The 23,065-nt window shown below is 64.8% G+C and carries 27 protein-coding genes and 1 tRNA gene; 14 read left to right on the forward strand and 14 right to left on the reverse strand.

The window, feature by feature from the left end; all coding sequences use genetic code 11:
- Positions 1-13: 13 nt before the first annotated feature.
- Positions 14-724 carry an AAA family ATPase gene (locus ACW5CM_RS09935; RefSeq protein WP_457124901.1) on the reverse strand — a complete coding sequence of 237 codons (711 nt, stop codon included), beginning with the start codon at positions 722-724 and terminating at the stop codon, positions 14-16.
- Between the two features lie 96 nt (positions 725-820).
- Here ACW5CM_RS09935 and ACW5CM_RS09940 point away from each other — a divergent pair.
- Positions 821-896: transfer RNA gene (locus ACW5CM_RS09940), tRNA-Thr, on the forward strand.
- 141 nt (positions 897-1,037) lie between these two features.
- The gene (locus ACW5CM_RS09945) at positions 1,038-1,604 is read left to right on the forward strand and encodes a hypothetical protein (RefSeq protein WP_457124902.1); all 567 of its coding nucleotides are present in this window, start codon (positions 1,038-1,040) and stop codon (positions 1,602-1,604) included.
- A 1-nt stretch (position 1,605) separates the two neighbouring features.
- Here the strand turns inward: ACW5CM_RS09945 and ACW5CM_RS09950 are convergent, their stop codons facing one another.
- Positions 1,606-1,905: a hypothetical protein gene (locus tag ACW5CM_RS09950; protein ID WP_439255906.1), complete on the reverse strand. Its 300-nt coding sequence runs from the start codon at positions 1,903-1,905 to the stop codon at positions 1,606-1,608.
- A gap of 61 nt (positions 1,906-1,966) precedes the next feature.
- On the opposite strand from ACW5CM_RS09950, the gene ACW5CM_RS09955 reads away from it, so the two are divergent.
- Complete coding sequence (locus ACW5CM_RS09955; protein ID WP_457124903.1) at positions 1,967-2,689, forward strand: tyrosine-protein phosphatase; 723 nt, start codon at positions 1,967-1,969, stop codon at positions 2,687-2,689.
- An 11-nt stretch (positions 2,690-2,700) separates the two neighbouring features.
- On the opposite strand, the gene ACW5CM_RS09960 is transcribed toward ACW5CM_RS09955, so the two are convergent.
- Complete coding sequence (locus tag ACW5CM_RS09960; protein WP_457124904.1) at positions 2,701-3,357, reverse strand: SOS response-associated peptidase family protein; 657 nt, start codon at positions 3,355-3,357, stop codon at positions 2,701-2,703.
- Positions 3,358-3,413: 56 nt separating this feature from the next.
- Between ACW5CM_RS09960 and ACW5CM_RS09965 the strand changes: the two genes are divergently transcribed.
- Positions 3,414-4,355, forward strand: a complete 942-nt coding sequence (locus tag ACW5CM_RS09965; protein WP_457124905.1) for a DMT family transporter — start codon at positions 3,414-3,416, stop codon at positions 4,353-4,355.
- Between the two features lie 24 nt (positions 4,356-4,379).
- Here ACW5CM_RS09965 and ACW5CM_RS09970 read toward each other — a convergent pair whose 3' ends face one another.
- Complete coding sequence (locus ACW5CM_RS09970; protein WP_457124906.1) at positions 4,380-4,937, reverse strand: nitroreductase family protein; 558 nt, start codon at positions 4,935-4,937, stop codon at positions 4,380-4,382.
- A complete protein-coding gene (gene msrB, locus ACW5CM_RS09975) occupies positions 4,934-5,344 on the reverse strand; it encodes a peptide-methionine (R)-S-oxide reductase MsrB (RefSeq protein ID WP_438254880.1) in 411 nt (136 codons plus the stop codon). Before msrB ends, ACW5CM_RS09970 begins: the two co-directional genes overlap by 4 nt.
- A 75-nt stretch (positions 5,345-5,419) precedes the next feature.
- Between msrB and ACW5CM_RS09980 the strand changes: the two genes are divergently transcribed.
- The 4 genes from ACW5CM_RS09980 to groL all read left to right on the forward strand — a co-directional run bounded on the left by ACW5CM_RS09980 (position 5,420) and on the right by groL (position 9,042).
- Positions 5,420-6,412 (forward strand): DUF2332 family protein, encoded by a 993-nt coding sequence (locus tag ACW5CM_RS09980; RefSeq protein ID WP_457124907.1) that lies wholly within the window; start codon positions 5,420-5,422, stop codon positions 6,410-6,412.
- Positions 6,413-6,421: 9 nt separating this feature from the next.
- On the forward strand, positions 6,422-6,679 hold the full coding sequence (locus tag ACW5CM_RS09985) for a DUF3263 domain-containing protein (protein WP_438254883.1): 258 nt from the start codon (positions 6,422-6,424) through the stop codon (positions 6,677-6,679).
- 58 nt (positions 6,680-6,737) lie between these two features.
- Positions 6,738-7,313 (forward strand): LytR C-terminal domain-containing protein, encoded by a 576-nt coding sequence (locus tag ACW5CM_RS09990; protein ID WP_439255913.1) that lies wholly within the window; start codon positions 6,738-6,740, stop codon positions 7,311-7,313.
- Between the two features lie 109 nt (positions 7,314-7,422).
- Positions 7,423-9,042: a chaperonin GroEL gene (gene groL / locus ACW5CM_RS09995; protein ID WP_438254885.1), complete on the forward strand. Its 1,620-nt coding sequence runs from the start codon at positions 7,423-7,425 to the stop codon at positions 9,040-9,042.
- 119 nt (positions 9,043-9,161) lie between these two features.
- On the opposite strand, the gene ACW5CM_RS10000 is transcribed toward groL, so the two are convergent.
- The 5 genes from ACW5CM_RS10000 to ACW5CM_RS10020 form a co-directional block, all read right to left on the reverse strand.
- Complete coding sequence (locus ACW5CM_RS10000) at positions 9,162-9,449, reverse strand: WXG100 family type VII secretion target (protein ID WP_438254886.1); 288 nt, start codon at positions 9,447-9,449, stop codon at positions 9,162-9,164.
- Positions 9,450-9,575: 126 nt separating this feature from the next.
- Positions 9,576-11,288: a sensor histidine kinase gene (locus ACW5CM_RS10005; protein ID WP_457124908.1), complete on the reverse strand. Its 1,713-nt coding sequence runs from the start codon at positions 11,286-11,288 to the stop codon at positions 9,576-9,578.
- A gap of 18 nt (positions 11,289-11,306) precedes the next feature.
- A complete protein-coding gene (locus ACW5CM_RS10010; RefSeq protein WP_438254889.1) occupies positions 11,307-11,993 on the reverse strand; it encodes a response regulator transcription factor in 687 nt (228 codons plus the stop codon).
- 18 nt (positions 11,994-12,011) lie between these two features.
- Positions 12,012-12,707: a response regulator gene (locus tag ACW5CM_RS10015; RefSeq protein ID WP_457124909.1), complete on the reverse strand. Its 696-nt coding sequence runs from the start codon at positions 12,705-12,707 to the stop codon at positions 12,012-12,014.
- Entirely contained in the window at positions 12,695-13,843 is a 1,149-nt protein-coding gene (locus ACW5CM_RS10020) for a sensor histidine kinase (RefSeq protein ID WP_457124910.1), read from the reverse strand. The genes ACW5CM_RS10015 and ACW5CM_RS10020 overlap by 13 nt, the downstream gene beginning before the upstream one ends.
- Before the next feature lie 279 nt (positions 13,844-14,122).
- Between ACW5CM_RS10020 and ACW5CM_RS10025 the strand changes: the two genes are divergently transcribed.
- On the forward strand, positions 14,123-14,314 hold the full coding sequence (locus tag ACW5CM_RS10025) for a hypothetical protein (protein WP_457124911.1): 192 nt from the start codon (positions 14,123-14,125) through the stop codon (positions 14,312-14,314).
- 154 nt (positions 14,315-14,468) lie between these two features.
- Here the strand turns inward: ACW5CM_RS10025 and ACW5CM_RS10030 are convergent, their stop codons facing one another.
- The 3 genes from ACW5CM_RS10030 to ACW5CM_RS10040 are packed head-to-tail and all read right to left on the reverse strand — an operon-like array spanning position 14,469 to position 18,136.
- On the reverse strand, positions 14,469-16,112 hold the full coding sequence (locus ACW5CM_RS10030) for a DNA repair helicase XPB (RefSeq protein ID WP_438254893.1): 1,644 nt from the start codon (positions 16,110-16,112) through the stop codon (positions 14,469-14,471).
- A gap of 27 nt (positions 16,113-16,139) precedes the next feature.
- Complete coding sequence (locus ACW5CM_RS10035; RefSeq protein WP_457124912.1) at positions 16,140-17,858, reverse strand: helicase-associated domain-containing protein; 1,719 nt, start codon at positions 17,856-17,858, stop codon at positions 16,140-16,142.
- Positions 17,859-17,860: 2 nt separating this feature from the next.
- The gene (locus ACW5CM_RS10040) at positions 17,861-18,136 is read right to left on the reverse strand and encodes a multidrug ABC transporter ATPase (protein ID WP_438254897.1); all 276 of its coding nucleotides are present in this window, start codon (positions 18,134-18,136) and stop codon (positions 17,861-17,863) included.
- Between the two features lie 94 nt (positions 18,137-18,230).
- On the opposite strand from ACW5CM_RS10040, the gene ACW5CM_RS10045 reads away from it, so the two are divergent.
- Together ACW5CM_RS10045 and ACW5CM_RS10050 are read left to right on the forward strand one after the other, a co-directional pair.
- Entirely contained in the window at positions 18,231-18,611 is a 381-nt protein-coding gene (locus ACW5CM_RS10045) for a cold-shock protein (RefSeq protein ID WP_438254898.1), read from the forward strand.
- The gene (locus tag ACW5CM_RS10050) at positions 18,595-19,206 is read left to right on the forward strand and encodes a DUF3027 domain-containing protein (RefSeq protein WP_457124913.1); all 612 of its coding nucleotides are present in this window, start codon (positions 18,595-18,597) and stop codon (positions 19,204-19,206) included. Before ACW5CM_RS10045 ends, ACW5CM_RS10050 begins: the two co-directional genes overlap by 17 nt.
- A gap of 21 nt (positions 19,207-19,227) precedes the next feature.
- Here the strand turns inward: ACW5CM_RS10050 and serC are convergent, their stop codons facing one another.
- Positions 19,228-20,340: a phosphoserine transaminase gene (gene serC, locus ACW5CM_RS10055; RefSeq protein ID WP_438254901.1), complete on the reverse strand. Its 1,113-nt coding sequence runs from the start codon at positions 20,338-20,340 to the stop codon at positions 19,228-19,230.
- 102 nt (positions 20,341-20,442) lie between these two features.
- On the opposite strand from serC, the gene ACW5CM_RS10060 reads away from it, so the two are divergent.
- The 3 genes from ACW5CM_RS10060 to ACW5CM_RS10070 all read left to right on the forward strand — a co-directional run bounded on the left by ACW5CM_RS10060 (position 20,443) and on the right by ACW5CM_RS10070 (position 23,024).
- Complete coding sequence (locus ACW5CM_RS10060; RefSeq protein WP_438254902.1) at positions 20,443-21,144, forward strand: iron-dependent transcriptional repressor DtxR; 702 nt, start codon at positions 20,443-20,445, stop codon at positions 21,142-21,144.
- A 172-nt stretch (positions 21,145-21,316) separates the two neighbouring features.
- The gene (locus ACW5CM_RS10065) at positions 21,317-22,198 is read left to right on the forward strand and encodes a M23 family metallopeptidase (RefSeq protein ID WP_457124914.1); all 882 of its coding nucleotides are present in this window, start codon (positions 21,317-21,319) and stop codon (positions 22,196-22,198) included.
- 328 nt (positions 22,199-22,526) lie between these two features.
- Positions 22,527-23,024 carry an HNH endonuclease gene (locus ACW5CM_RS10070; RefSeq protein WP_457124915.1) on the forward strand — a complete coding sequence of 166 codons (498 nt, stop codon included), beginning with the start codon at positions 22,527-22,529 and terminating at the stop codon, positions 23,022-23,024.
- Positions 23,025-23,065: the final 41 nt, after the last annotated feature.

Below are 23,065 nucleotides of genomic sequence, written 5' to 3' on the forward strand. Positions count from 1 at the left end.
GGATCTGGATCGATCAGTCGAGGTGGCGCAGATAGCGCTCGGGTGAATCGAGGAACCCGCGCCAGGTTCGCACCAGGTCGAGGTCGTCGTACTCTGAGCGGCGCATTCCCCAGTCGCCGAGCTCGTAGCAGTCTGCACCGGGAAATGCTGCGAGGATCGGCGAGTGCGTGGACAGGATGACTTGCGAGCCACGAGCGACGAAGTCACGCAACTGCCCGATCAATGCGAGGCATCCGGAGACGGAGAGCGCGGATTCGGGCTCGTCCAGCATCCACAGGCCCGTGATGTGCTCGCGTTCGGCGACAAGGTCTAGGAACGACTCTCCGTGACTGCGGGCATGCAAGCGATCGCCACCGAACCCGACTTCTTGGAGGTAGGTGTAGAAACCGTGCATGCTCTCCGCGCGCAGGAAGAAGCCCTTCTTCGGTGCTCCGCCGGCGCGGACCAGCTGCAAGTGCTCGCTGAGATTCGATTCAGTCGACCGGGTGGTGTGCATGGCGCCCGTCGAGCCGCCCTCAGGATTCAATCCGTAGGCGATGGCGATGGCTTCGACCAGCGTCGATTTGCCGCTGCCGTTCTCGCCGGTCAGAACCGTGACCGGGCCGAGGTCCCACCCCTTCTGCAGCACCTGCCTCACCGGAGGCAACGTCGCTGGCCATTCGTCTTGAGGGGCCGGTGCGAGAGGGTGCATCTCGACGCGGCGGATCGGTAGTCGCTGAATCACATCTCCAGTGTGCAGTGCGTCTCAGACATCGCGCGGTCAACTGTTGAGGTTTGGTGTCATAGAATTTGTAGTGCGGGATCGTTTCCGGTGCCGCATGCCGACTTAGCTCAGCTGGTAGAGCACCTGTCTTGTAAACAGGATGTCGCGAGTTCGAACCTCGCAGTCGGCTCCATGTAAACACCTGGTCCAATGGTTTATCAGCATCGTGTGCTGTTGCTCTGCCCCCAGCGGGTGAGGAACCCTGCTACCGTGAGCCACAGTTTGCCATCGCACGTCCGTGTCCTGGTGGCCTCGTGATTGGAACTGGATCAAGATGCCGCGCAACACAGTCACTTCCCTGTCCACAGTCATCGTCACTGGAATTGCCGCACTGCTCCTTGCCGGTTGTGGTTCACCGGCCAGCAATGAACCGGCATCGTCGGGCGCCGGCGCACAGTTAGACACCACCACCGCAAGCGACGAGAACGAAGCGGGTGCGTCCACCGCAAGCGACGAGGACGAAGCGGGAGCATCCAGCGCTCAGGGCGAAGCCGTACTGAGCTACGGCGACACTTCGTATTCCGCTCAGCTGGAGTTCTGCTCACTCAGCGGAACCGAGGACGCCCTGTTTCACGGCATGGCATACGACGATGCAGGAGAGCAAGTCGGGTATCTGAATGGCGACTTCGGTGCACTCACCGACCTCCCGCACGGCGAAGCACGCATCGACTTCGGGGCGACGGCCAAGTTGCAGAGCACCGATGAATTCGTCGCGATGGGGACCGTCGCAGGTCATATCGTGGTCGCTGACTTCAGCGACACCGACCTGATCGTCGTGGGCGGAGCGTGGGATCAGGCTGGCACGCAGCTTCCCACCGCAACGCTGAAGGTCACCTGCTGAGTCAGCTGCCGGTACCGGGCTTGCGCCCACGCCGCGGACGGTTGTGCCAGGCTTCGATCGCCTCGGGTGTGAGATCGTCGCGGTCCCACAAATAGCCGGAGACATTGCCGATCGGATCGATGAACGCATCGCTCGCCGCGGATGCTTCACCGGAATCGCGTCGGCGCATCGTCTGGCGCAACGACACCGGCGTCACGCCCATGAGCGCTGCGACTTCGTCGATGGTGGCATAGCGGGCAGCGAATCGCGGTTCGACGGTGCCGTCGCGCAGAGCGCGCGGACGCGGCTTCTCATCGGTCATGTCTCATCCTCCAGAGCCCCACGCTAGCCGACGGGTGCGTGGGCGCGGCTAGCATGGCCGCATGGATGTCGGGATCACACGGCTCAATGTGCCGGGCACGTTCAACTTCCGCGAGGTTGCTCCTGGGGTGCTGAAGCCGGGAGTGCTGTACCGCTCGGATGCGCTTCACCGTCTCACCCGCGTCGGACGAAGCACGCTGCGGGAGTTCGGCATCCGGCAGGTCATCGACCTGCGCTCAGGGTTCGACCGGCGAATCGGTGGGCGCGATCGTCTGCGCGGCACTGGCGTGGATTATCTCTCCGTTCCTATGGATGGTGCGCCGCCGAATGTCGACCCGAAGACGGTGACGCTGCGCGAGGTCTACGAAGTCGTGCTCGCCCGGCACCAGAACGATTTCGGCCGAGTGCTGCGCACCATCGCCGCGGCTGACGGCGCGACCCTCGTGCACTGCACAGCCGGCAAGGATCGCACCGGTCTGGTCGCCGCCCTCGCCCTGACGGCGATCGGGATCGATCGAGACGTGATCCTCGCCGATTATGCCGCGACAGCGGCGAATCTTTCGGGGGAGTGGACAGAGCGGATGCTGCGAAAGATACGACGCTTTCGCGTCCCGGTGACGGATCAGCTCGTCGAGGTTCTCGCTGGTTCACCGCCGACGCTGCTCAGCGGGGTGCTGGAGTGGATCGACAGCGAGTTCGGCAGTGTGCTCGGGTACCTCGACGAGGCCGGTGTCGATGCTGGCGTGCGCGAGCAGTTGAAGCGCGCGCTGCTGCCCGCGGCCTGAGGCTCCCGCCTTCAGAACAGCCGGTCCGCTGCGCCCTTGTCGCTCTTACGTGGAGTGACCGTCACCCGCTCATCGAGGGATGCCGCTGCGAGGAGTGCCTCATCGATGATCTCGCGACCGCCGTCGGCGTGCAGCCAGTCGTGCGCGAACGCGGTCGGGATGAGTACGGGCATCCGGTCGTGCACTTCGGAAAGATGATCGGCGGCCGGACGCATCACGATCGAATAGCAGGTGAATTCTTCACCATCGGCGGTGCGGCCGGGCTGCGTGACGGCGGCCACCCCGAACAAGGCGTCATTGTCGAGGGCGAACTCTTGCCAGATGCGGTCGGGCTTGTGCATCTCGAACCAGCTGCTCATCGGCACGATTCCGCGGCCTTTCAACCCGCCGGGCCGCTCTTGCAGCCGTTCGGATCGCGTGTTGATGGACGGGAACTTCGCCGGTTCACCGCGGACAAGATACCCCCACCAAGATGCTTCCCACGCTGCGTCCCCATCGCGCGGCACGACCAGCGGATTCAAATTGCGCAGATTCTTGCCGGTCGGACGCACCGTCTCACCGGCGTTGCGCTCAGCCCAGACGCGCAGACCGTCGAGGATGTCGGCGTCGGCCTCGGCCAGCAGCTCAGCGTCGGTGAACCGCGGATCCAACCCATAACTCGCGCACATGCGGCAAGAGTAGTCCCGCCCACGGACATTCGCTGGGACTCGGGTAGTGTGCTCGGGTGACTGAGACGCGGGCGATACCTGCCCCCATTGCCCTGGCCGGTGCAGCTTCCATCGGTGCGATGACCGCGATTCAGGCCCGGGTGAACGGTGTGCTGGGTGCGCGGATTGATGATGGGATCATCGCCGGTCTCATCTCGTTCGGCGTCGGACTCGTCGTCCTCATCGTCATTACCGCGACAGCGCCGAGCTCCCGGGCGAGCGTCGCGCGGCTGTGGCGAGGCGTCCGCTCGCGTTCGATTCCGGTATGGATGCTACTGGGCGGCGCCTGCGGCGCACTCACCGTCTCAACACAGGGCGTGACAGCCGGTGTCCTCGGCGTCTCGCTGTTCACCGTCGGAGTCGTCGCCGGGCAGACCATGAACGGTCTGGTGTTGGATCGTATCGGCTTCGGACCATCCGGAGTGGTCGCCGTCACCCCGGGACGGGTGCTTGGCGGCGCGCTGGCGTTGGTCGCCGTCGGCATCTCGCTCAGCGGAGACGTGCTGGCCCGCACGCCGCTGTGGCTGCTTCTGCTGCCTCTTGCCGCCGGCATCGGTATCGCGTGGCAGGTGGCGACGAACGGACGCCTCGCACGGCAGATCCAGTCTCCGATGACGGCAACCCTGATGAGCTTCATCACCGGAACCCTGGTGCTGTGCGTGGCCGCGGGGATCAGCATTCTGGTGCGCGGGATGCCGGCCGCTCTGCCCAGCGAACCGTGGCTGTACGTCGGCGGGTTGCTCGGGTTCGTGTACATCCTGCTGGGAGCTGTGATCGTCGCGCACACCGGTGTGCTGCTGCTCGGTCTCGGAGCCGTCCTCGGTCAGCTCGTCACCTCGGTCGTGATCGACCTGCTCTGGCCGACCACCGCGGGGCCGGCGTTATGGCAGCTGGTGACGATGGTTCTGGTTGCGGTGGCATCCGTCGTGGTCGCCGTGCCGTGGCGCAGAAAACGGTGAGCGTTGTTTCTCGCGCTTCGCCGCTCAATGACCGGAGGTTGAAGCGGGGCGGGGCATCTCGGTGAGGAGCGCCGACGCGTCGACGCTCTTGCGGCGCCCCGGAGACTTGCCCGCGGGCTTGCCGCCGACGTACAGCCAGCCCAGCAGCTGTTCGTTCTTCTTCAATCCGTGAACCTTCGCGACCGGCTTCGAACGCGTGTGTCCGCCAGTGCGCCAGATGACGCCCCACCCGGCTTCATCCAGCAGCAGGCTGAGAGTATGCGCGACTCCTGAAGCGACTGCTTCCTGTTCCCAGTGCGGCACCTTGTCGCTCTTGCGGAAGCTTGCCACGACCGCAATCAGCAACGACGCCCGCAGTGGTTTGGTTGACGGTTTCGTGTCGCCCTGCGCTTTCGCGATCGCTGCGCCCAGCGCCAACCGGTCGTCACCGCGCAGCTCGATCAGCCGCCACGGCTGCAACGCGGAATGATCAGCGACGCGCCCTGCTGCGGCAACCAGCGCCAGCAACTCTTGCCTGGTCGGCGCATCATCGGTGACCTTCGACCAAGACTGACGCGCCAGCGCCGCCTCGAGTGCGCTCACGCCGGGGGAGCTTCGGGAGAAAAGTTCAGTGCCAGCGAGTTCATGCAGTAACGGTCGCCGGTGGGCGTGCCGAATCCGTCCGGGAACACATGCCCGAGGTGCGAGCCGCAGGCGGCGCAGCGTACTTCGGTGCGCTGCATGCCCAGCGTGTTGTCTTCGATCAGCTGCACGGCATCCGGGCGGATCGATTCGTAGAAGCTCGGCCACCCGCATCCGGAATCGAACTTCGTACCGCTCTTGAACAGTTCCGCATCACAAGCGCCGCAGGTGTACAGCCCGGAGCGCTCCTCATCGAGCAGCTCGCCGGTCCACGCGCGCTCGGTCGCGGCTTTGCGCAATACCGAGAACTCCTCATCGCCGAGCTGCTCGCGCCACTCGGCATCCGTCTTCTTCACGCTGTAGTCCATCAGTCCTCCTGGTTCCTCTCCATTGTCCCCCTCACGAGGCCGATCGGGGCCGCTCCGGCACGCGAGAATGGACAGATGACGGATGCTGTGCGCGAACGCTACGACCGCTTCGCCCGTGACGAAGCGCCGGGCCGCTCCGCGCTGTACGAGCAGTGGGCGGCAGGGGTCGCCGGCGACGCCGAGGTTCAAGCAGTGCTCGCGCGCATCCCGGAGACGCACCGGCAACCGCCGTTGGTATTCGCCGTGACCCGGATGCTCGGGGTGAAACTCGACGGATTCGACCAGTGGCGGGAGTTTCTGCTCACGCACGCCGACGAGGTCGTCGCCGAATGCGCCGCGCGACGGGTGCAGACCAACGAACCACTGCGCCTGGGGCCGCTGTTGCCCGTGCTCTCCGAGATCGCGGGGCCGATCGCGCTGTTGGAGATCGGGGCATCCGCCGGTCTCTGCCTGTACCCCGATCGCTACTCGTATCGTTTCCTCGATGCCGCCGGACACCTACAGGCAGCGCTCGACCCTGCAGACGGGGCCTCCGAGGTCATCCTCACCAGTCAGGTGCGCGGACGCATGCCAGCGATGCGGATGCCGCAGATCGTCTGGCGGGCCGGAATCGACCTCGATCCGCTCGACGCGCGAGAGGAACGCGACCGCGCCTGGTTGCAGGCTCTCGTCTGGCCGGGCGAAACCGGACGTCAGGAGCGCATCGTCGCAGCTCTCGACATCGTGGCAGCGGATCCGCCCCTGCTGGTGGCGGGGGATGCCGGCGACGAGGTCGCTGCGCTCGCCGCATCCGCACCTGCCGAAGCGACGCTGGTGATCACCACGCCGGGCGTGCTTGTACACATCCCGAGGCAGGCGCGGCACGCGCTGATCGCTCAGCTGCAGCAGCTTCCGGCCCGGTGGATCACGATCGATGCCCCGGCGCTGCACGACGCCTGGCATCCGGCCGTCGACGCCGACGACTGGCCGGGATTCGTCGTCGCGCTGGACGGGCAGGTGCGCGGCGCAGCCGACCCATTGGGGCGCTGGTGGGAGTGGCGTGCCGCGTTCGGGGCGTGCCGCGCCTAGCCTGGACGCATGCTCGGAGACCTCACCGATCGCGATCGTGCGATCCTCGCGCTGGAGTCGGCGTGGCCGCGGCACGGCGGAGCGAAGGAAGAAGCGATCCGCGCAAAGCTCGGCATGAGCCCGGCACGCTACTACCAATTGCTCGGACGCCTGATCGATACCGAGCAGGCACTCGATCATGACCCGCTGCTCGTGCGGCGTTTGCGTCGGCTGCGCGAGAAAAAAGCAGACCAGCGGGTGTCGCGAATGCGTGGATTCGCCGGCTGAAGCGTCACCGAACGGCATTGAGAGTGGATTCCAAGGCCGTGCCCGATAACATCGACGAGTGACTCAGCTCGTCAAAGATCGCTTCGATGATGTTCCCCGTTCCTCTGGACGCGTAGGAGCTCATCGCGCCGAAGCCCCCGGAATGAACGGCTGGGTCGTGCTGCTGTGGTCGCTCGTTGCCGCCCTCGTGATCATCGTGGTCGGCATCTTCGTCGCCCTCGTGATGATGGGCCGCATCGCGCTGTTCCCGGACGCGGATACTCCCGGACCGTCCGCGCCCGAGGTGCAGGGTGTCGTTGATACGACGTATTCGGTGATCGTGCTCAATGCCACATCGGAGGAGGGCCTCGATGTGCAGCTGCGTGACACGCTGCTCAACGCGGGTTGGACCGCCGACGGCGTGACTACCGGACTGGCCGAATCTCCGGAGTTCGCGGACACGACGATTTACTACGCATCGACTGCGGATGAGCTCGCTGCAATCGGCCTGGCCGATCTCATCGGCGGGGCTCAGGTCGAGCAGAGCGATTTTTACGCGGACCCGAATGACCCGGAGCAGAAGCAACTCGTTGTCGTCATCGGCCTCGACCGTACGGCCGCCGCTCCCGAGTCTGCGGAGACTCCCGCAGAATAGACGTCCCGTGGCTTGCACTCGATGGGGTCGAGTGCCAGAATGGGCGTTAGCACTCTCGCACTGTGAGTGCTAACCAGAACGTCTACGTCCAGGAGGGACGACAAAACTCATGGCAAAGATCATCGCTTTCGATGAGGAGGCCCGTCGCGGTCTCGAGCGCGGCCTGAACATCCTCGCCGACGCTGTCAAGGTGACCCTCGGCCCGCGCGGTCGCAACGTTGTTCTCGAGAAGAAGTGGGGCGCCCCCACGATCACGAACGACGGTGTGTCGATCGCCAAGGAGATCGAGCTGGACGACCCGTACGAGAAGATCGGCGCGGAGCTCGTCAAGGAGGTCGCCAAGAAGACCGACGACGTCGCAGGTGACGGAACCACCACCGCGACCGTCCTCGCTCAGGCACTTGTCCGCGAAGGCCTGCGCAACGTCGCAGCCGGTGCAGACCCGATCTCGCTCAAGCGCGGCATCGAGAAGGCTGTTGCGGCGATCACCGCGGAGCTGCTCGCCAGCGCCAAGGAGATCGACTCCAAGGAGCAGATCGCGGCTACCGCTTCGATCTCTGCTGCTGACACCGAGATCGGCGAACTCATCGCCGAGGCCATCGACAAGGTCGGCAAGGAAGGTGTCGTCACCGTTGAGGAGTCGCAGACCTTCGGCACCGAGCTTGAGCTCACCGAGGGCATGCGCTTCGACAAGGGCTACCTGAACCCGTACTTCGTGACGGATGCAGACCGCCAGGAAGCCGTGTTCGAGGAGCCGTACATCCTCATCGCGAACTCGAAGATCTCGAACATCAAGGATCTTCTCCCGATCGTCGACAAGGTGATCCAGGACGGCAAGGAGCTCGTCATCATCGCTGAGGACGTCGAGGGTGAAGCCCTCGCGACTCTGGTGCTGAACAAGATCCGCGGCATCTTCAAGTCGGCTGCCGTCAAGGCTCCCGGCTTCGGCGACCGTCGCAAGGCTCAGCTGCAGGACATCGCGATCCTCACGGGTGGACAGGTCATCACCGAAGAGGTCGGCCTCAAGCTCGAGAACACCACGCTCGACCTCTTGGGTCGTGCCCGCAAGGTCATCATCACCAAGGACGAGACCACCATCGTTGAGGGTGCTGGCGAGACCGAGCAGATCGAGGGTCGCGTGACCCAGATCCGCCGCGAGATCGAGAACACCGACAGCGACTACGACCGTGAGAAGCTCCAGGAGCGTCTTGCGAAGCTTGCTGGTGGCGTTGCGGTCATCAAGGCCGGAGCAGCAACCGAGGTCGAGCTCAAGGAGCGCAAGCACCGCATCGAGGACGCCGTTCGTAACGCGAAGGCAGCCGTCGAAGAGGGCATCGTCCCCGGTGGTGGCGTCGCGCTTATCCAGGCCGGCACCAAGGCGCTCGACACTCTCGAGCTCACCGGTGACGAGGCAACGGGCGCGAACATCGTGCGCGTGGCCATCTCGGCTCCGCTCAAGCAGATCGCGCTCAACGCCGGTCTCGAGCCCGGTGTCGTGTCGCACAAGGTCTCCGAGCTGCCCAGCGGTCACGGCCTCAACGCCGCAACCGGTGAGTACGTGGAGATGTTCGCCGCTGGCATCATCGACCCCGCCAAGGTGACGCGCTCGGCGCTGCAGAACGCAGCCTCGATCGCCGGCCTCTTCCTCACCACTGAGGTCGTTGTCGCTGACAAGCCCGAGAAGGCCGCCGCTCCTGCTGGCGACCCGACGGGTGGCATGGACTTCTAAGTCCACACGCACAGACAGAAGCGCCCCGGCCTCGGCCGGGGCGCTTCTGCGTTGCNCACCACCCAAAAAGCAGCCCCGCCTTGTTTCTTCCCTCCCCGCTTCTGCGTTGCGTCGAAGGGTCAGCGGAACAGGCTTGCCGAGTACTGATCGGCATCGGAGTACTGCGTTGCCGCAGAGCCCAGTGCCACGCCAATCGAATCCAGCACCTGCTCGACGTGCATCTGCGCGGCACTCCACTGATCGCTACATCCTTGGAACGCGACCGATGCTGCGCCGGTCCAGGACGACTGCAACTGGGTGAGCTGCGCTTTCAATGCGAGCGACTCGCTGCGCAGTCGCTCCATCGTGGCTCGTGCTGCCGCGTTGGCGGCAAAGACGGCCTCAGTGTCAACGGTGTATACGGACATGGGAACTCCTCTCGTCGGAGCTCATACGCTACGAGAGCGCGGGACTGCGCAGGAGCGCGGAACCCGTGTTCGGTGGATGACCGCCGAGATCCCGCAGCTGTGCAGAAAGAGTCCCTGCTGCCCGGCTCAGAGCTGGTCGAGGTCCAAGCGCTCCAGCGGTTGCGTGTCTGCCAGTAGGTGCTCCGGCGTCGCCTGCGCCGAAGCGAGCGGGAACGTCACGGTGAAGGTAGCGCCGCCCTGGGGTGTCTCGTCGACGCGCACGCTGCCGTGCAGCGCCGCCACGATCGACGACACGATCGCCAAGCCGAGGCCCGAGCCGCCGGTCTCCCTGGCGCGGGAGGTATCGGCGCGCCAGAAGCGCTCGAAGATCTGTTCGCGGATCTGCGGGGGGATGCCCTCACCATGATCGACGATCGCGATGCTTGCAGTACCAGCTAAACGATCCGAATCGACGACGAGCTCAATCGGGCTATCTTCTGCCGAGAACCGGCGCGCGTTGCCCAGGAGATTCGCGATGACCTGACGGATCTTGTTCTCTTCGCCCAAAACGATCGGCGGTGTCCGCACCGGGATGTCTTCGGCTTCCGTGAAGTCGATCTCGGGCATCGCCGGCCCGGAGTTGCGAGGCTTCCGGCGCAGTCGAGCGAGCGCGCTGGCCCGGGCTCGGGCTGCCGGAGTGCTGCTCGTCTGCGGGGAGGAGGGGGGGATGCGGATCGGCGTGGTGGCGACAGCATCCAGAGTCTTGTCGATGACGGTGATCGTCCGTCGCGGGGCGGCAGCACGCAGGTCGAGGGCTGCGTCGCGGGCCACCGGCCGCAGATCCAGCGCCACGATCTGCAGTTCGGGTTCTTCGTCCAGGCGCGCGAGGGCGAGCAGATCCTCGACGAGCACGCCCATCCGGATCGCCTCCTTCTCGATGCGCTCCATCGCCCGAGCAGTGTCCTCGTCGCCGCGAATCGCTCCCATGCGGTACAGCTCGGCGTAGCCGCGCACGCTCACCAGCGGAGTGCGCAGCTCATGACTGGCGTCGCCGATGAAACGGCGCATATGGCGCACGGTGCGGTCACGCTGGGCGATGGACTGATCAATGCGCTCGAGCATCGTATTGATCGCGAAGTTGAGCCGGCCGACCTCGGTGGACGGCTCCAGATCGGTAAGGCGCTGGCTGAAGTCGCCAGAGGCGATCAGCATTGCGGTGGACTCCACCTGCCCCAGCCGGCGGAACGTCAACGTGACGAGGCCGCGGATCAGGAGCGCGGCGATCAGCGTCGTGACGAGCGCGACGGTGGTGTAAACGGCGAAGTACTGCCCGATGATGGCATCCGCTTCTGCCAGTGGCAAAGCCACATATTGCACGTACAGCGTGGAGCCGGGGCCGCCGCGCCCGGCGACGGATGCGCGGAACACGCTGCCGTCCGCGCTCTCCAGCGTGATGATCTCGCCCTCGAGCGCGTATGCCTGCTCCAGCGTGAAGGTCTCGGGAAACAGTGGTTGTGCTTCGGGGTCAGACAGGCGGGGCGCCTGTGCCAGCTGTGTGCCGTCGGCTGCGTAGACGGCGAAGACGTAATCGGACGAACGTGGTGCGGTCTCGGCGTCACTCACCTGCAGCTCTCCGCCGACAGACTGAAGGTGGAACCACCGGCTGGTCAGATCGCTGGTCACCAGAGACGGCAGTTGCGTCTCGATGTTGTGGACCAGCGAATTGCGCAACAGCGGCACGGTGCCGATGCCGGCAACCAGCAATCCGAGCGCAAGGACAGCAACGGTGACGCCGGTGACCTTCGCGCGGAGGCTGATGCGCCGCCACCATCCGGTGATCGCGTCAGGCTGAGTGCCCATGCGGGTTCTCCTCGCGGACTACTTGCCCACCTTCAGCATGTAGCCGAAGCCGCGCTTGGTCTGGATAACAGATTCTTCGGTGAGCGGATCGATCTTGCGGCGCAGATAAGAGATGTAGCTTTCAACGATGCCGGCATCGCCGTTGAAGTCGTACTCCCACACGTGGTCGAGGATCTGAGCCTTCGACAGCACGCGGTTCGGGTTCAGCATGAGGTAGCGCAACAGCTTGAACTCGGTGGGGCTCAGCTCGATCGGCTCCTTGCCGACGAAGACATCGTGGGTGTCCTGATCCATTGACAGCTCACCCGCACGAATGATCGACTCCTCATCTGCCTGCATGGTGCGGCGCAGAATCGCCTGTGCACGGGCGACGATCTCATCGAGCGCGAAGGGCTTGGTGACGTAGTCGTCGCCGCCGGCGTTCAACCCTTCGATCTTGTCCTGCGTATCGTCCTTCGCGGTGAGGAACAGGATCGGTGCGGTGAATCCTGCTCCGCGCAGGCGCTTGGTCACGCTGAACCCGTTCATATCCGGGAGCATGACATCGAGGATGATGAGGTCCGGCTCCTCTTCGAGGACAGCCGAGATCGTCGCCGCACCGTTTGCCACCGTCCTCACCTGGAATCCGGCGAAGCTTAAGCCCGTGGACAGCAGGTCGCGGATGTTCGGCTCGTCGTCGACCACCAGAATGCGCGCATCAGTCATGACCCCATTATGGTGACTTCAGTGATGTAGTGGCTGGTTATCTTGCGGAGCGCCCGATTTGTCATCCCCAGCTTCGTGCACACAGACGGCGATCTGCACGCGATTAGCCGCCGGAAGCTTGTCCATAATCCGGCCCACATGGGTCTTCACGGTCGCGAGGCTGAGGAACAGCTCACGAGCGATCTCGGCGTTGCTCAGACCGCGTGCGACCGCGCCTGCGACCTCCCGTTCACGGGTGGTGAGTGCACTGAGCCGGGCGTTTGCGAGTCGGCGTCGATCGGCGACCCGACTGTCGGTGGCGGCGACGACCAGCTGGCGAGTGACTGAAGGGGAGAGCATCATCCGATCGTCTGCGACCTGATGCAACGCCGCGATCAGCTCCGCCGGCGGTGTGTCCTTGAGCAGGAAGCCCATCGCACCGCTCTCCAGTGCACTGAGCACTTCGGCGTCGGCGTCGAATGTCGTCAGCATGACGATGCGCGCTTCGGGTCGCTCGGCGAGGATGCGTGCTGTCGCGCGGATGCCGTCGAGCCGAGGCATCCGGATGTCCATCAGCACCACATCGGGTCGCAGCCGAAGCGTCGCCTCGATCGCTGCTTCGCCGTCGGCTGCTTCACCGGCGATACGGATACCATCGCTGCCATCCAGCAGCAGGCGAAGGCCCGTGCGCACGAGCTGTTCGTCATCGACGAGCAGGACGCTCAACTCGGCCATGGCAGTACCACCTCGACTCGAAAGCATCCGTCCGTGTCGTCGATGATGAGCTCGCCGCCGGCCAGACGGACGCGTTCCGCGACGCCGGTGAGTCCGAAACCGGGCGGGGCGACGGGCGCGCCCACATGGTTCTGAGCGGACAGACGCACACCGGTGACGGCATCCGAGGTCAGCTGGAGGAAGACGCGCTCGCCAGGAGCGTGCTTGCGAGCATTGGTGAGCATCTCCTGCACGATCCGGAACAGGTGACGGCCGAGCTCTGCCGGCACGGCGTCGGTCTCCAGCGCACTGATCACGATCGGGCTTCCTGCCGCGCGCGCATCGGCGATCAGCGTATGGATATCGGCAGCAACCGGCTGCGGAGTGCGCTCCGTGTCACCCGGAACTTCGTCGTGAAGAACCCCGAGCACATCACGCAGCTCCTCCAGCGCCCGGTGGGAGTTCTCGCGGATCACCCCGGCCGCCTCCGCAGACTGCTGTGGAGAAAGATCCCGGCGATACTCGAGCGCACCGGCGTGCACGGCGATGAGCGACAATCGGTGTCCCAGCACATCGTGCATCTCGCGAGCGATACGCGATCGCTCTTGGGTGCGCGCCTGCTGTACCTGCGCCGTGTGCGCGGCGTCGGCCGCCTCATCCAGCTGCCGTCGTGCGCCGATCAGAAGGCCGAGCAGGACCAATGCACCCGTGAGAATTCCACCGATGATGAGCACCAGCCACCACGGTGTGCCGTCATCGAACGGGTGCACTGTGATGTCGATGCAGTTCACCGCGGTGTACAGCGTCGCGGCGACGATGATTTCCGACGGACGCCTGCGGGCGGAGACGAATACGAGGAGGGCAGCGGCAGCGCCAGCACCCAGCCAGGAGAACGCGGTCAACGCGATTCCCACTGCGGGAATGACCCGCGGGGCACGGCGGCGGAATGCGTACAGGCCGAGCACGACGATGCCGAGGGCCACATCGATCAGCATGCGGGCGCCGATCGCCGCCAGTTCCTGGCCGTTCGGATCGACGGGTTCCAATTCGATTCCGTAGCCGCCGACGAAGACCAGCATTCCGATGAATGCAGCGCAGGCCCAGCGCCAGAAGCCGCTCCACCAGCGCCCGCGTGCAGAAGACGAACGAGAGGTCACGTATTAAGACTAGGGGGCTGGTGCGAGGCGACGTATCGACCGAAAGGATGACCGATGGCGGTCACCGCCCGCTCTTTCGGTCGATGCGGATGCCGCAGTGGTGGGACGAAGATCGACACATGAACCCTGGTTGTTCGTCGCTCTGATGGTGCCGTTGATCCTGATGCTGCCTGCACTCGTCACGGTTACGACATCTGGGGCGGGCTCAGCGTCGGAGTCTTCGCCATCGTCGCAGCGTGGCTGACCTGGCGCACCGGAGGTCTTGAAGCCGCGATCGCGATGCACATCGTGAACAACGGACTGATCTTCGTATTCGGCTCCTTCTCGCTCGTCGACGCGAACGCGACAGAGGGAGCCCCCGCTGACCTCATCGCATCCGTGATTACGATGATCGTGTATGCGCTTCTTGCTGATCGCTGGGCGCGCGTGCGAAGGCTCGCCCGCACTGCGCCGGCTGCGATGGCGGAGTAGCCTGACGGCATGATCGAGGAGGAGACGGGCGGTGACTCCGCCTGCTGGCTCGCACAGGTGTGCCCGGAGTGCGGGGCGATGCTGGACGATCGCGTCAGCCCGTGCTGGCGCTGCGGTACAGCGCCGGCGTCAGCCGACGATACGGAGTGACCGGCTAAGCCGCTTCTAGCGCGTCGGCGTCGAGGATCGTGTAGCTGTAGCCCTGCTCGGCAAGGAAGCGCTGGCGATTCTGCGCGTAATCCTGGTCGACGGTGTCGCGGGCGATGAGCGTGTAGAAGCTCGCGGTGTGACCGGACTGCTTCGGGCGCAGCAGACGTCCGAGACGCTGAGCCTCTTCCTGGCGGGAGCCGAACGATCCCGAGACCTGGATCGCGACCGAGGCCTCAGGCAGATCGATCGAGAAGTTCGCGACCTTGGATACCACCAACAGTGAGATCTCGCCCGTACGGAACTGCTGGTACAGCTTCTCGCGGTCATCGACCGGGGTCGCCCCGGTGATCTGCGGGGCGTTCAGCGCATCAGAGAGCGTGTCGAGCTGGTCGAGATACTGGCCGATCACGAGAATGCGCTCGCCGGGGTGCTTGGCGATCAGCTCGCGAACCGCGTCGATCTTCGCCGGCGCAGAGGCTGCGAGCCGGTAGCGATCCTCATCCGTTGCGGCCGCGTACTCCATCCGGTCATCCGGCGGAAGATCCACCCGCACTTCGTAGCAGGCAGCCGGGGAGATGAATCCCTGCGCTTCAATCTGCTTCCATGGTGCGTCAAAACGCTTCGGTCCGATCAGACTGAAGACATCGCCTTCGCGACCGTCTTCTCGTACGAGCGTGGCGGTGAGCCCGATGCGGCGGCGGGCCTGCAGATCGGCGGTGAGCTTGAACACCGGAGCCGGGAGCAGATGCACCTCGTCGTAGATGATGAGGCCCCAGTCCAGCTCGTCGAGAAGTGACAGGTGCGCGTACTGCCCCTTCCGCTTCGCCGTGAGGATCTGATACGTGGCGATCGTGACCGGCTTGACCTCTTTGACCTGCCCGGAGTACTCGCCGATCTCCTCGGGCGTGAGAGACGTGCGCTTGAGGAGCTCATCGCGCCACTGGCGTGCCGAAACGGTGTTCGTGACCAGGATTAGCGTGGTCGTCTTGGTCGTCGCCATCGCTCCCGCACCGACGATGGTCTTACCCGCTCCACAGGGGAGCACAACGACGCCGGAGCCGTCCTTGGCGAAGGCATCCACAGCATCCTGCTGGTAGGGACGAATCTGCCAGCCGTCCTCGGCGAGCTCGATCTCATGCGGGGTGCCCGGCGTGTAACCGGCGAGATCCTCAGCCGGCCAGCCGATCTTGAGCAGCTCCTGCTTGATCTGACCGCGCGCCCAGGCGTCCACGATGAAGGTGTCCGGGGTCGGGTGGCCGATCAGAAGCGGCTGGATGCGCTTGTTGCCAGCCACCTGCGTGAGCACGGCCGGATCCGTCGATCGCAGCAGGAGAGTACCCTCGTCGTCGCGCTCGATCACGAGACGTCCGTACCGGTTCACCGTCTCGCGGAGGTCGACGGCCACGGATGGCGGTACGGGGAAGCGCGACCAGCGCTCCAGCGTCTCCATCATCTCTTCTGCGGTGTGGCCGGCTGCCCGCGCATTCCACAGTCCCAGACGAGTGATCCGGTAGGTGTGGATGTGCTCGGGAGCGCGCTCCAGCTCGGCGAAGATCGCCAGCTCGTGGCGGGCGCTCTCGGCGTCTGCGTGCGCGACTTCGAGCAGGACGGTGCGATCGCTCTGGACGATCAGTGGGCCATCAGACATAGCAGGCCAGTCTACCGCGCTGCGGTGTCACGAGGCCGTGTCTGCGGCGACGACGCGCGCTGAGCGGATGCTTTTGACCGGAAGTGTGCGTTCGACATCTGCTGCCCGGTCGCGTCCGCGCAGACGCCCGCCACCCAGGCCATTCGCCTCCAGCTGCATTTCGCGGATGGAGCCGTCCGGCATCATGATCTCGATCAGCAGCAGGGCCTTGGCGCGCACTGCCGCTTCCAGCTCGCGGTCAAGCCAAGCGGCATCAGCGTCCGGCCCCTGCTGGGCGCGTAGCCGGGTGATCAGCGCAGCATACGTCTCTGGAGTGGCATCCGCTCGCGGCGGAGCAGGGTTACGTTCCACAATCTGCGGCAGTCCGTCCGACCCGACGATCGTCGTCGGGTATCGAGCATCCGTCAGAGCCCAGTAGACCGTGTCGCGGCTGACGCGAGAGCTCAGGCCCTCGGCATCCCGAGTCAGTCCGATCGGCCGTAGTGCCTGGTCAACGCCCAGGGCGTCGAGCATCGTCGCATCCGAGCTGACGACGCGGGTGCGGCCGGTGTCATCATCCGTGAAGACGCGAACCAAGCCATGACGCTGCGCGGTCTGGGTAACGAGATACTCGAGCGGCTGCGGGATGCCGGTCAGCGACAGCGCGTCGAGGAACTCAAGGATCGACGATGTCGTCTCACCGGCAGCGATCGCACGCGAGATCGATTCGACGGTGAATCGGTACGAGGATGCCTGTGCTGCCGACTCGCGCGTGGCAATGCCGCGCAGTCGAACATCCAGGGCAGGGACGAGTGGGCCGGGAGCGATCGCTGAGAGATCGTTCTGCAAGAAGATGCGGTCGACTTCGTCGGGCAGCATCGCCTGCAGCGCCGTCGCATCCGCGCTCTCGCCATCGCGCAGCGGAAGCACCCACGCCGGCTCGCTGCCGTCATCAGCGATCAGGCCGAGCAGGTGCGCGCGTCGGCGAAGCTGGGTGCTGCGGTCGTTCCACGACGAATCCCAGGGATGCTGGTGAGGCCACGTCGGCACCGGCAGCCACCCGCCGGACGGAGTGCGAAGGCCACGGGGAAGAGTGACACGGAATGATTCGGCCAGTTGTGCCCACCGTTCGGATGCCGCCAGCACCAGCCAGCTCTCGCCCTCGGCTGTCAGTCGCACCTGACGAGCATCCGTGGTGACGAGACCGGCAACACCGGCGATCGTGATGAGGTCGTCGGCCGTTTCGCTGGGCATCCCGGCCTCGGCCATGCGCCGTTTTTCGCCCGCGGCAAGATTCCCATTGGTCAGCAGTGCCAGCGGCGCCTCCCTGGCGAGCAGCAGCACGTCGGCGAGGGCTGCGACGCTGGTGAACGCCCGCTCTGCCGCATGAGCTTGCGCGTCGGCGGACGAGAGGGTGGGCCGGATCGTTTGCGGTGATTGCTGCGGCTCAGGACGTGCGGAGACGGCCTCGGCGACCGGCGGCGGCGGGGTACCGTCATCGCGCAACAGCGCCAGAGCGAGCAGCGCTTCAGTCTGATCACCGGCATCGTGCCCATCCACCGCACGACGAAGTGCCGTCGCTTCGGGGAGAGTCAGCTGCGTCAGTATTCGATCGATGGATGCTGCATCCAGCAGTGCTTCAGCAGCATCGAAGAAGTCGAGCCAGTCGACCTCAGCACGCACGCCACGCGCGCGCAAAAGTGCGGCGAGTTGCGCATCGGGCGCAGCAGCCAGCCATACAGCAAGCGGGCGTGCGTGCGTGCTCATGGTCAGGAGCGCTTGGCGGCGCGTCCCTTCCGTATAAAGCTCATGATCAGCAGCGCGATGATCAGCACGAATGCGATCGGCAGCCCGTACAGCGGAACCGCGGCGACCAGTGGCCAAGCGCCCGCATTGAAGGCGTGCTGATCGAGTCCTGCGGCGCTGCCGATGATGATGGCGAAGAAGCAGATGACGGAGAGCGCAGCCAGTGTCAGCGCCGTGTAAGCGAGGATGCGATCGACCCTGCGGACGGGAACCTCTGATCCAGAATTCTGCGTGCTCATCCCTCTCAGCCTAGCCCCTGGAACAGCGGTAAGCTGATCGGTGGTCGCGCATGTGCACGGCTGCTTCAGTACCATCACACAGCGAGGTTCTTCCATGCCCACCGGCAAGGTCAGGTTCTACGACGACGAAAAGGGATTCGGCTTCATCGCCAGCGATGACGGTCAGGATGTCTTTCTGCACGCATCCGCCCTGCCCACAGACGCCACAGTGAAGGCAGGTGCCCGCGTAGAGTTCGGCGTCGCCGACGGCAAACGCGGTCTGCAGGCGCTTTCGGTGCGGATTCTCGAGGCTCCGGTCTCGCTGGCAAAGGCGAAGCGTAAGCCCGCTGATGACATGGCCATCATCGTCGAGGATCTGGTGAAGCTCCTCGATGGGATCGGCAGCGACCTGCGCCGTGGGCGCTATCCAGCGAACGGTCAGAGCCGCAAGATCGCGGCAGTTCTGCGTAAGGTCGCTGATGACCTCGACGCCTGAGCCGGATGCTCGCCTGATCGGCGCGCACGATGTCGCGCTCGCGGCGTTGCACGAGATCACCCCTGCCTCGACTGTCGGTCCGCCCGCGGGCTACCTGCTTGAGGATGACGGATCGGTGTCGTTGCGTTTCGAGAACCGTCTGTCCGGTTACCCGGGGTGGTACTGGACTGTCACGCTCGCCCGCGTTGAGGATGCTGAGCCCACCGTGCTCGAGTTGGAGCTGCTGCCCAACGACGGTGCGCTGCTGGCCCCGGAATGGGTGCCGTGGGCCGAGCGCCTCGCCGAGTATCGCGCACACCAGGTAGAGCTCGCCGAGCAGGCTGCGGCTGAGGCCGCGGAGGCCGGGACAGTCGAAGCATCCGATGACGACGGCGACGATCTCGACGGCGACGATCTCGACGATGACGATCTCGACGACGACGATCTCGACGACGACGATGACGACGATCTCGACGACGACGACGACGACGACGACGACGATGACGTGACGGAGTCGCGCGTGCTGCACGCCGGTGACCTCGACGGCGTCGACATCGACGAGCTCGACGATTCAGTAACCCACGCGGACGTATCGGAGTCCGACGAAGAGGAGTAGTCCTCCGTCGGACCGTCCTGCTTACGCCCCGAGGTTCGCGAGGACGTAGTCGATCGAACGCGTCAGCTGGCGCACGTCATCCGGCTCGATCGAGACGAAGGTCGCGACGCGCAGCTGGTTGCGGCCGAGCTTGCGGTACGGCTCGGTGTCGACGATGCCGTTCGCGCGCAGAGTCTTAGCAATGGCCGCCGCGTCGATGCTCTCGTCGAAGTCGATGGTGACGACAACGGGGGAGCGGTGCTCCGGGCGCGTTACGAAAGGCGTCGCCACAGCCGATGCCTCTGCCCACTCGTACAGCGCCTGCGACGACTCAGCCGTGCGTGCGCCGGCCCAGGCGAGACCGCCGTTGTCGTTGATCCACTTCAGCTGGGAATCCAGCAGGTGCAGTGTCGTGAGGGCGGGCGTGTTCAGCGTCTGATTCAACCGCGAGTTGTCGACGGCGTTCTTCAGGCTCAGGAACTCGGGGATGTAACGGTCGGATGCCGCGATCCGCTCGATCCGCTCGATTGCAGCAGGTGACACCGCGGCGAACCAGATGCCTCCGTCGGATCCGAGGTTCTTCTGCGGAGCGAAGTAGTAGACATCGGCCTGGGCGAGGTCGAAGTCGATGCCGCCGGCGGCGCTGGTTGCATCGATCACGGTCAGCGCGCCATCGGCGGCTACGCGCTCGACGGGGGCTGCGACGCCGGTCGAGGTCTCGTTGTGCGGCCAGGCGTACACATCGATGCCGTCGGCCGCTTCGGGAGCGATGAGCGAGCCAGGCTCGGCGCTTCGCACGTCAGGTGCCTGCAGCCACGGGGCAGCTGCAGCCTTGGCGAATTTGCCTCCGAACTCACCGAAGGTGAGGTTCTGGCTGCGACGCTCGATGAGGCCGAAGGCGGCAGCATCCCAGAACGCCGTCGATCCGCCATTGCCGATCAGGATCTCGTAGCCATCAGGAAGACGGAACAGGCTGGCGAACTGTTCGCGGACGCTGCCGACAAGGTTCTTCACCGGTGCCTGACGGTGAGATGTGCCCAGGATGCTCGCACCGGAGGTGACGAGCGCCTCAAGCTGCGCTGGGCGCACCTTGGACGGGCCGCAGCCGAAGCGGCCATCAACGGGCAGAAGGTCACGGGGAATCTCGATCGCCATGGGTCGATTCTAGGGCCGTGTCGGACCGATGACCTTCACTGTGACTCGACGCCGATATCCGGCCGGGAATGTAGGCTTACCTAAGAAGACCCGGAGGGCCAGATGGCAGACTTGATCGACACCACGGAGATGTATCTCCGCACCATCCTCGAACTCGAGGAGGAGAACATTGTTCCCCTGCGCGCGCGCATCTCCGAACGACTCGGTCATTCCGGTCCGACGGTGTCGCAGACCATCGGGCGCATGGAACGTGACGGGCTCGTCATCGTGTCCGACGATCGCACGCTCCAACTGACCGAGGCCGGTCGGCGCAAGGCCGTCAACGTCATGCGCAAGCACCGCCTTGCGGAGCGGCTGCTGTCCGATGTGATCGGGCTCGACTGGGCCTATGTTCATGACGAGGCCTGCCGCTGGGAGCACGTGATGAGCGAACAGGTCGAGCGGCGCCTCATCGAACTGCTCGGACACCCGACCGAGTCGCCGTACGGCAATCCGATCCCCGGACTCGATCAGCTCGGCGGCGCGCCTGCGCGAGTGTTTGACGAAGGCGTGATCGGGCTGGTCGCAAAGCTCAATGCTGCGGGTGAGTCGACCGAGGGAACAGTTCGTCGTCTCGCCGAGCCTGCCCAGGTTGATCCCGAGCTGCTCGAGCAGTTGCGCGACGCAGGAGTCGTGCCTGGCGCTCATGGAAACTACCGTTATAACGAGGGCTATGTGCTCATCGAGATGGACGGCAATGAAGAGAGCCTGGAGTTGCCGGTTGAACTGGCTTCACACATCTTCCTCGTGGGCGAACCGGCCTGACGGGGGATTGTCAGGTTCCCAGGGTGACAGAATCGTTATCATCCGGTAACCTCGGACAGGTCGCCAAAGAAGAAGCCCGTTGGCGGCAGAACCGAGAAGATTGCCTCACCGGCTCGTCATCTTCTCGGACAGATCGCACCAAGTGCCCCGAGCAAGTGCCACGAGAAGCAGAGTGCCGACGAGCCAGCGCAACCCGAGCGTCGAGGCGCAGGAGGATCACCTTTTGGCCCTAGATATCGAAACCACTACGAACACGACTGAGAAGGCCGCCAAGCGACCCCGCACTGTGGTCACCCGCGACGCGGCTCGCAAGATGGTTAAGCCGATGCGATCGATGGCGATCTTCGGAGCAGTAGGTGTTCTGGTTGCCGGCATCGCTCTTCCCTCATTCGCTGCCTCATCGACTCCCTCTGCGGATGCTCCGGCAACTCTGCAGCAGGTTGCATTCGATGACGCTCAGTCGTTGGTTGTCGCATCCGAGGCGACGGCGTCGCCGCTGGATCGCGGTACATACGCGGCGACGACTCCTGAGGAGATCGAGAAGAAGAAGGCTGAAGAGGCCGCTGCTGCACGGGCCGCAGCTGCCGCTGCCGCTGCATCCGTCGCTTCACCGGGCGTCAGTATCAACACGGGAAACTACGAACTGGTCTCACCCGGTTCTGGCGAAGTTCGCTATCCGCTTCCGCAGGGCTCGTACAACGTCAGTCGCACCGTCGGCGGTGCGCACCAGGGCGCCGACATGCTCGCACCACAGGGCACCCCGATCTACGCCACCGCGGCCGGAACGGTTCGCGCATCCGCGGAGAGCATCGGTGGCTACGGTGTCGCCGTCATGATCGATCACGTCATCGGTGGTCAGGTCGCCTCGAGCGTTTACGGTCACATGGTCTACGGTTCGCGTCAGGTCCAGGTCGGTCAGTATGTCGCAGCCGGTCAGCTCATCGGCTTCGTCGGCAGCACCGGTCGTTCCACCGCGAACCACCTGCACTTCGAAGTGCGCGTCAACGGTGGGCTGATGGAGCCGATCGCGTGGCTGCGCGCTAACGCCGGCTGATCCTCTCTGCTGTTCGGGCACGACACGCGCCGAATTGTTCACCTGCTGTTTCGTCATCTGTCGGCACGATGGGTTAGCCTGTACCCGTCGTCGCACGGATGGGAGAAAGCCGATGGAACGAATACCGAGCATCCGCACCATGGATGCACTCGGTCGTTACGTTCTTCGGCATTGCCCGCAGGGATGCACTGAGCTTGTCGTGTGCGAAAGGCGCTGTCTGTAAAGACGGCGCCTTTTTTGGTTCCTGCGTACTTTCCTCTGTCGTCCATGTGGCGTCGTGTGAGTCGAGAGTGCCGGGAAGCCGTCCCGGCGGATCGAGAGGATGACAATGCGCACACTTGTTCTTAACGCCGGGTATGAACCGCTTGCGGTGGTCTCCTTCAAACGAGCGCTGGTGCTTGTGATGAATGAGAAAGCCACTGTCGTCGAGCGGGTCGAAGACGATCCCGTCTGGGCTGCCCAGGGCGCCTATGATCGACCGGCCGTCATCATCCTCTCCCGCTATGTGCGCATTCCGATGAGCCGGCGCGCTCCGGTGACCAGGCGCGGTGTTCTGCGACGGGACAACCATCGATGCGGTTACTGCGGGGGCGCGGCATCCACGATCGATCACGTGCTTCCACGTTCTCGCGGCGGGGCGGATTCATGGGAGAACCTCGTCGCCTGCTGCCTGCGCTGCAACAACGTCAAAAGCAATCGCACCCCGCAGGAGATGCACTGGCAACTGCGGTTCAATCCGCGTCCGCCGCGGGGGACAGCGTGGACTGTCCGCGGCACCGAGCGCAGTGACCCATGCTGGGAGCCGTATTTGGCTTTGGCGGCGTAGGGCGCGAGGAACAGCGCTGGCGCGAATGGTTAGACTGGTCT

Source organism: Microbacterium wangyouchuni, assembly GCF_054072595.1.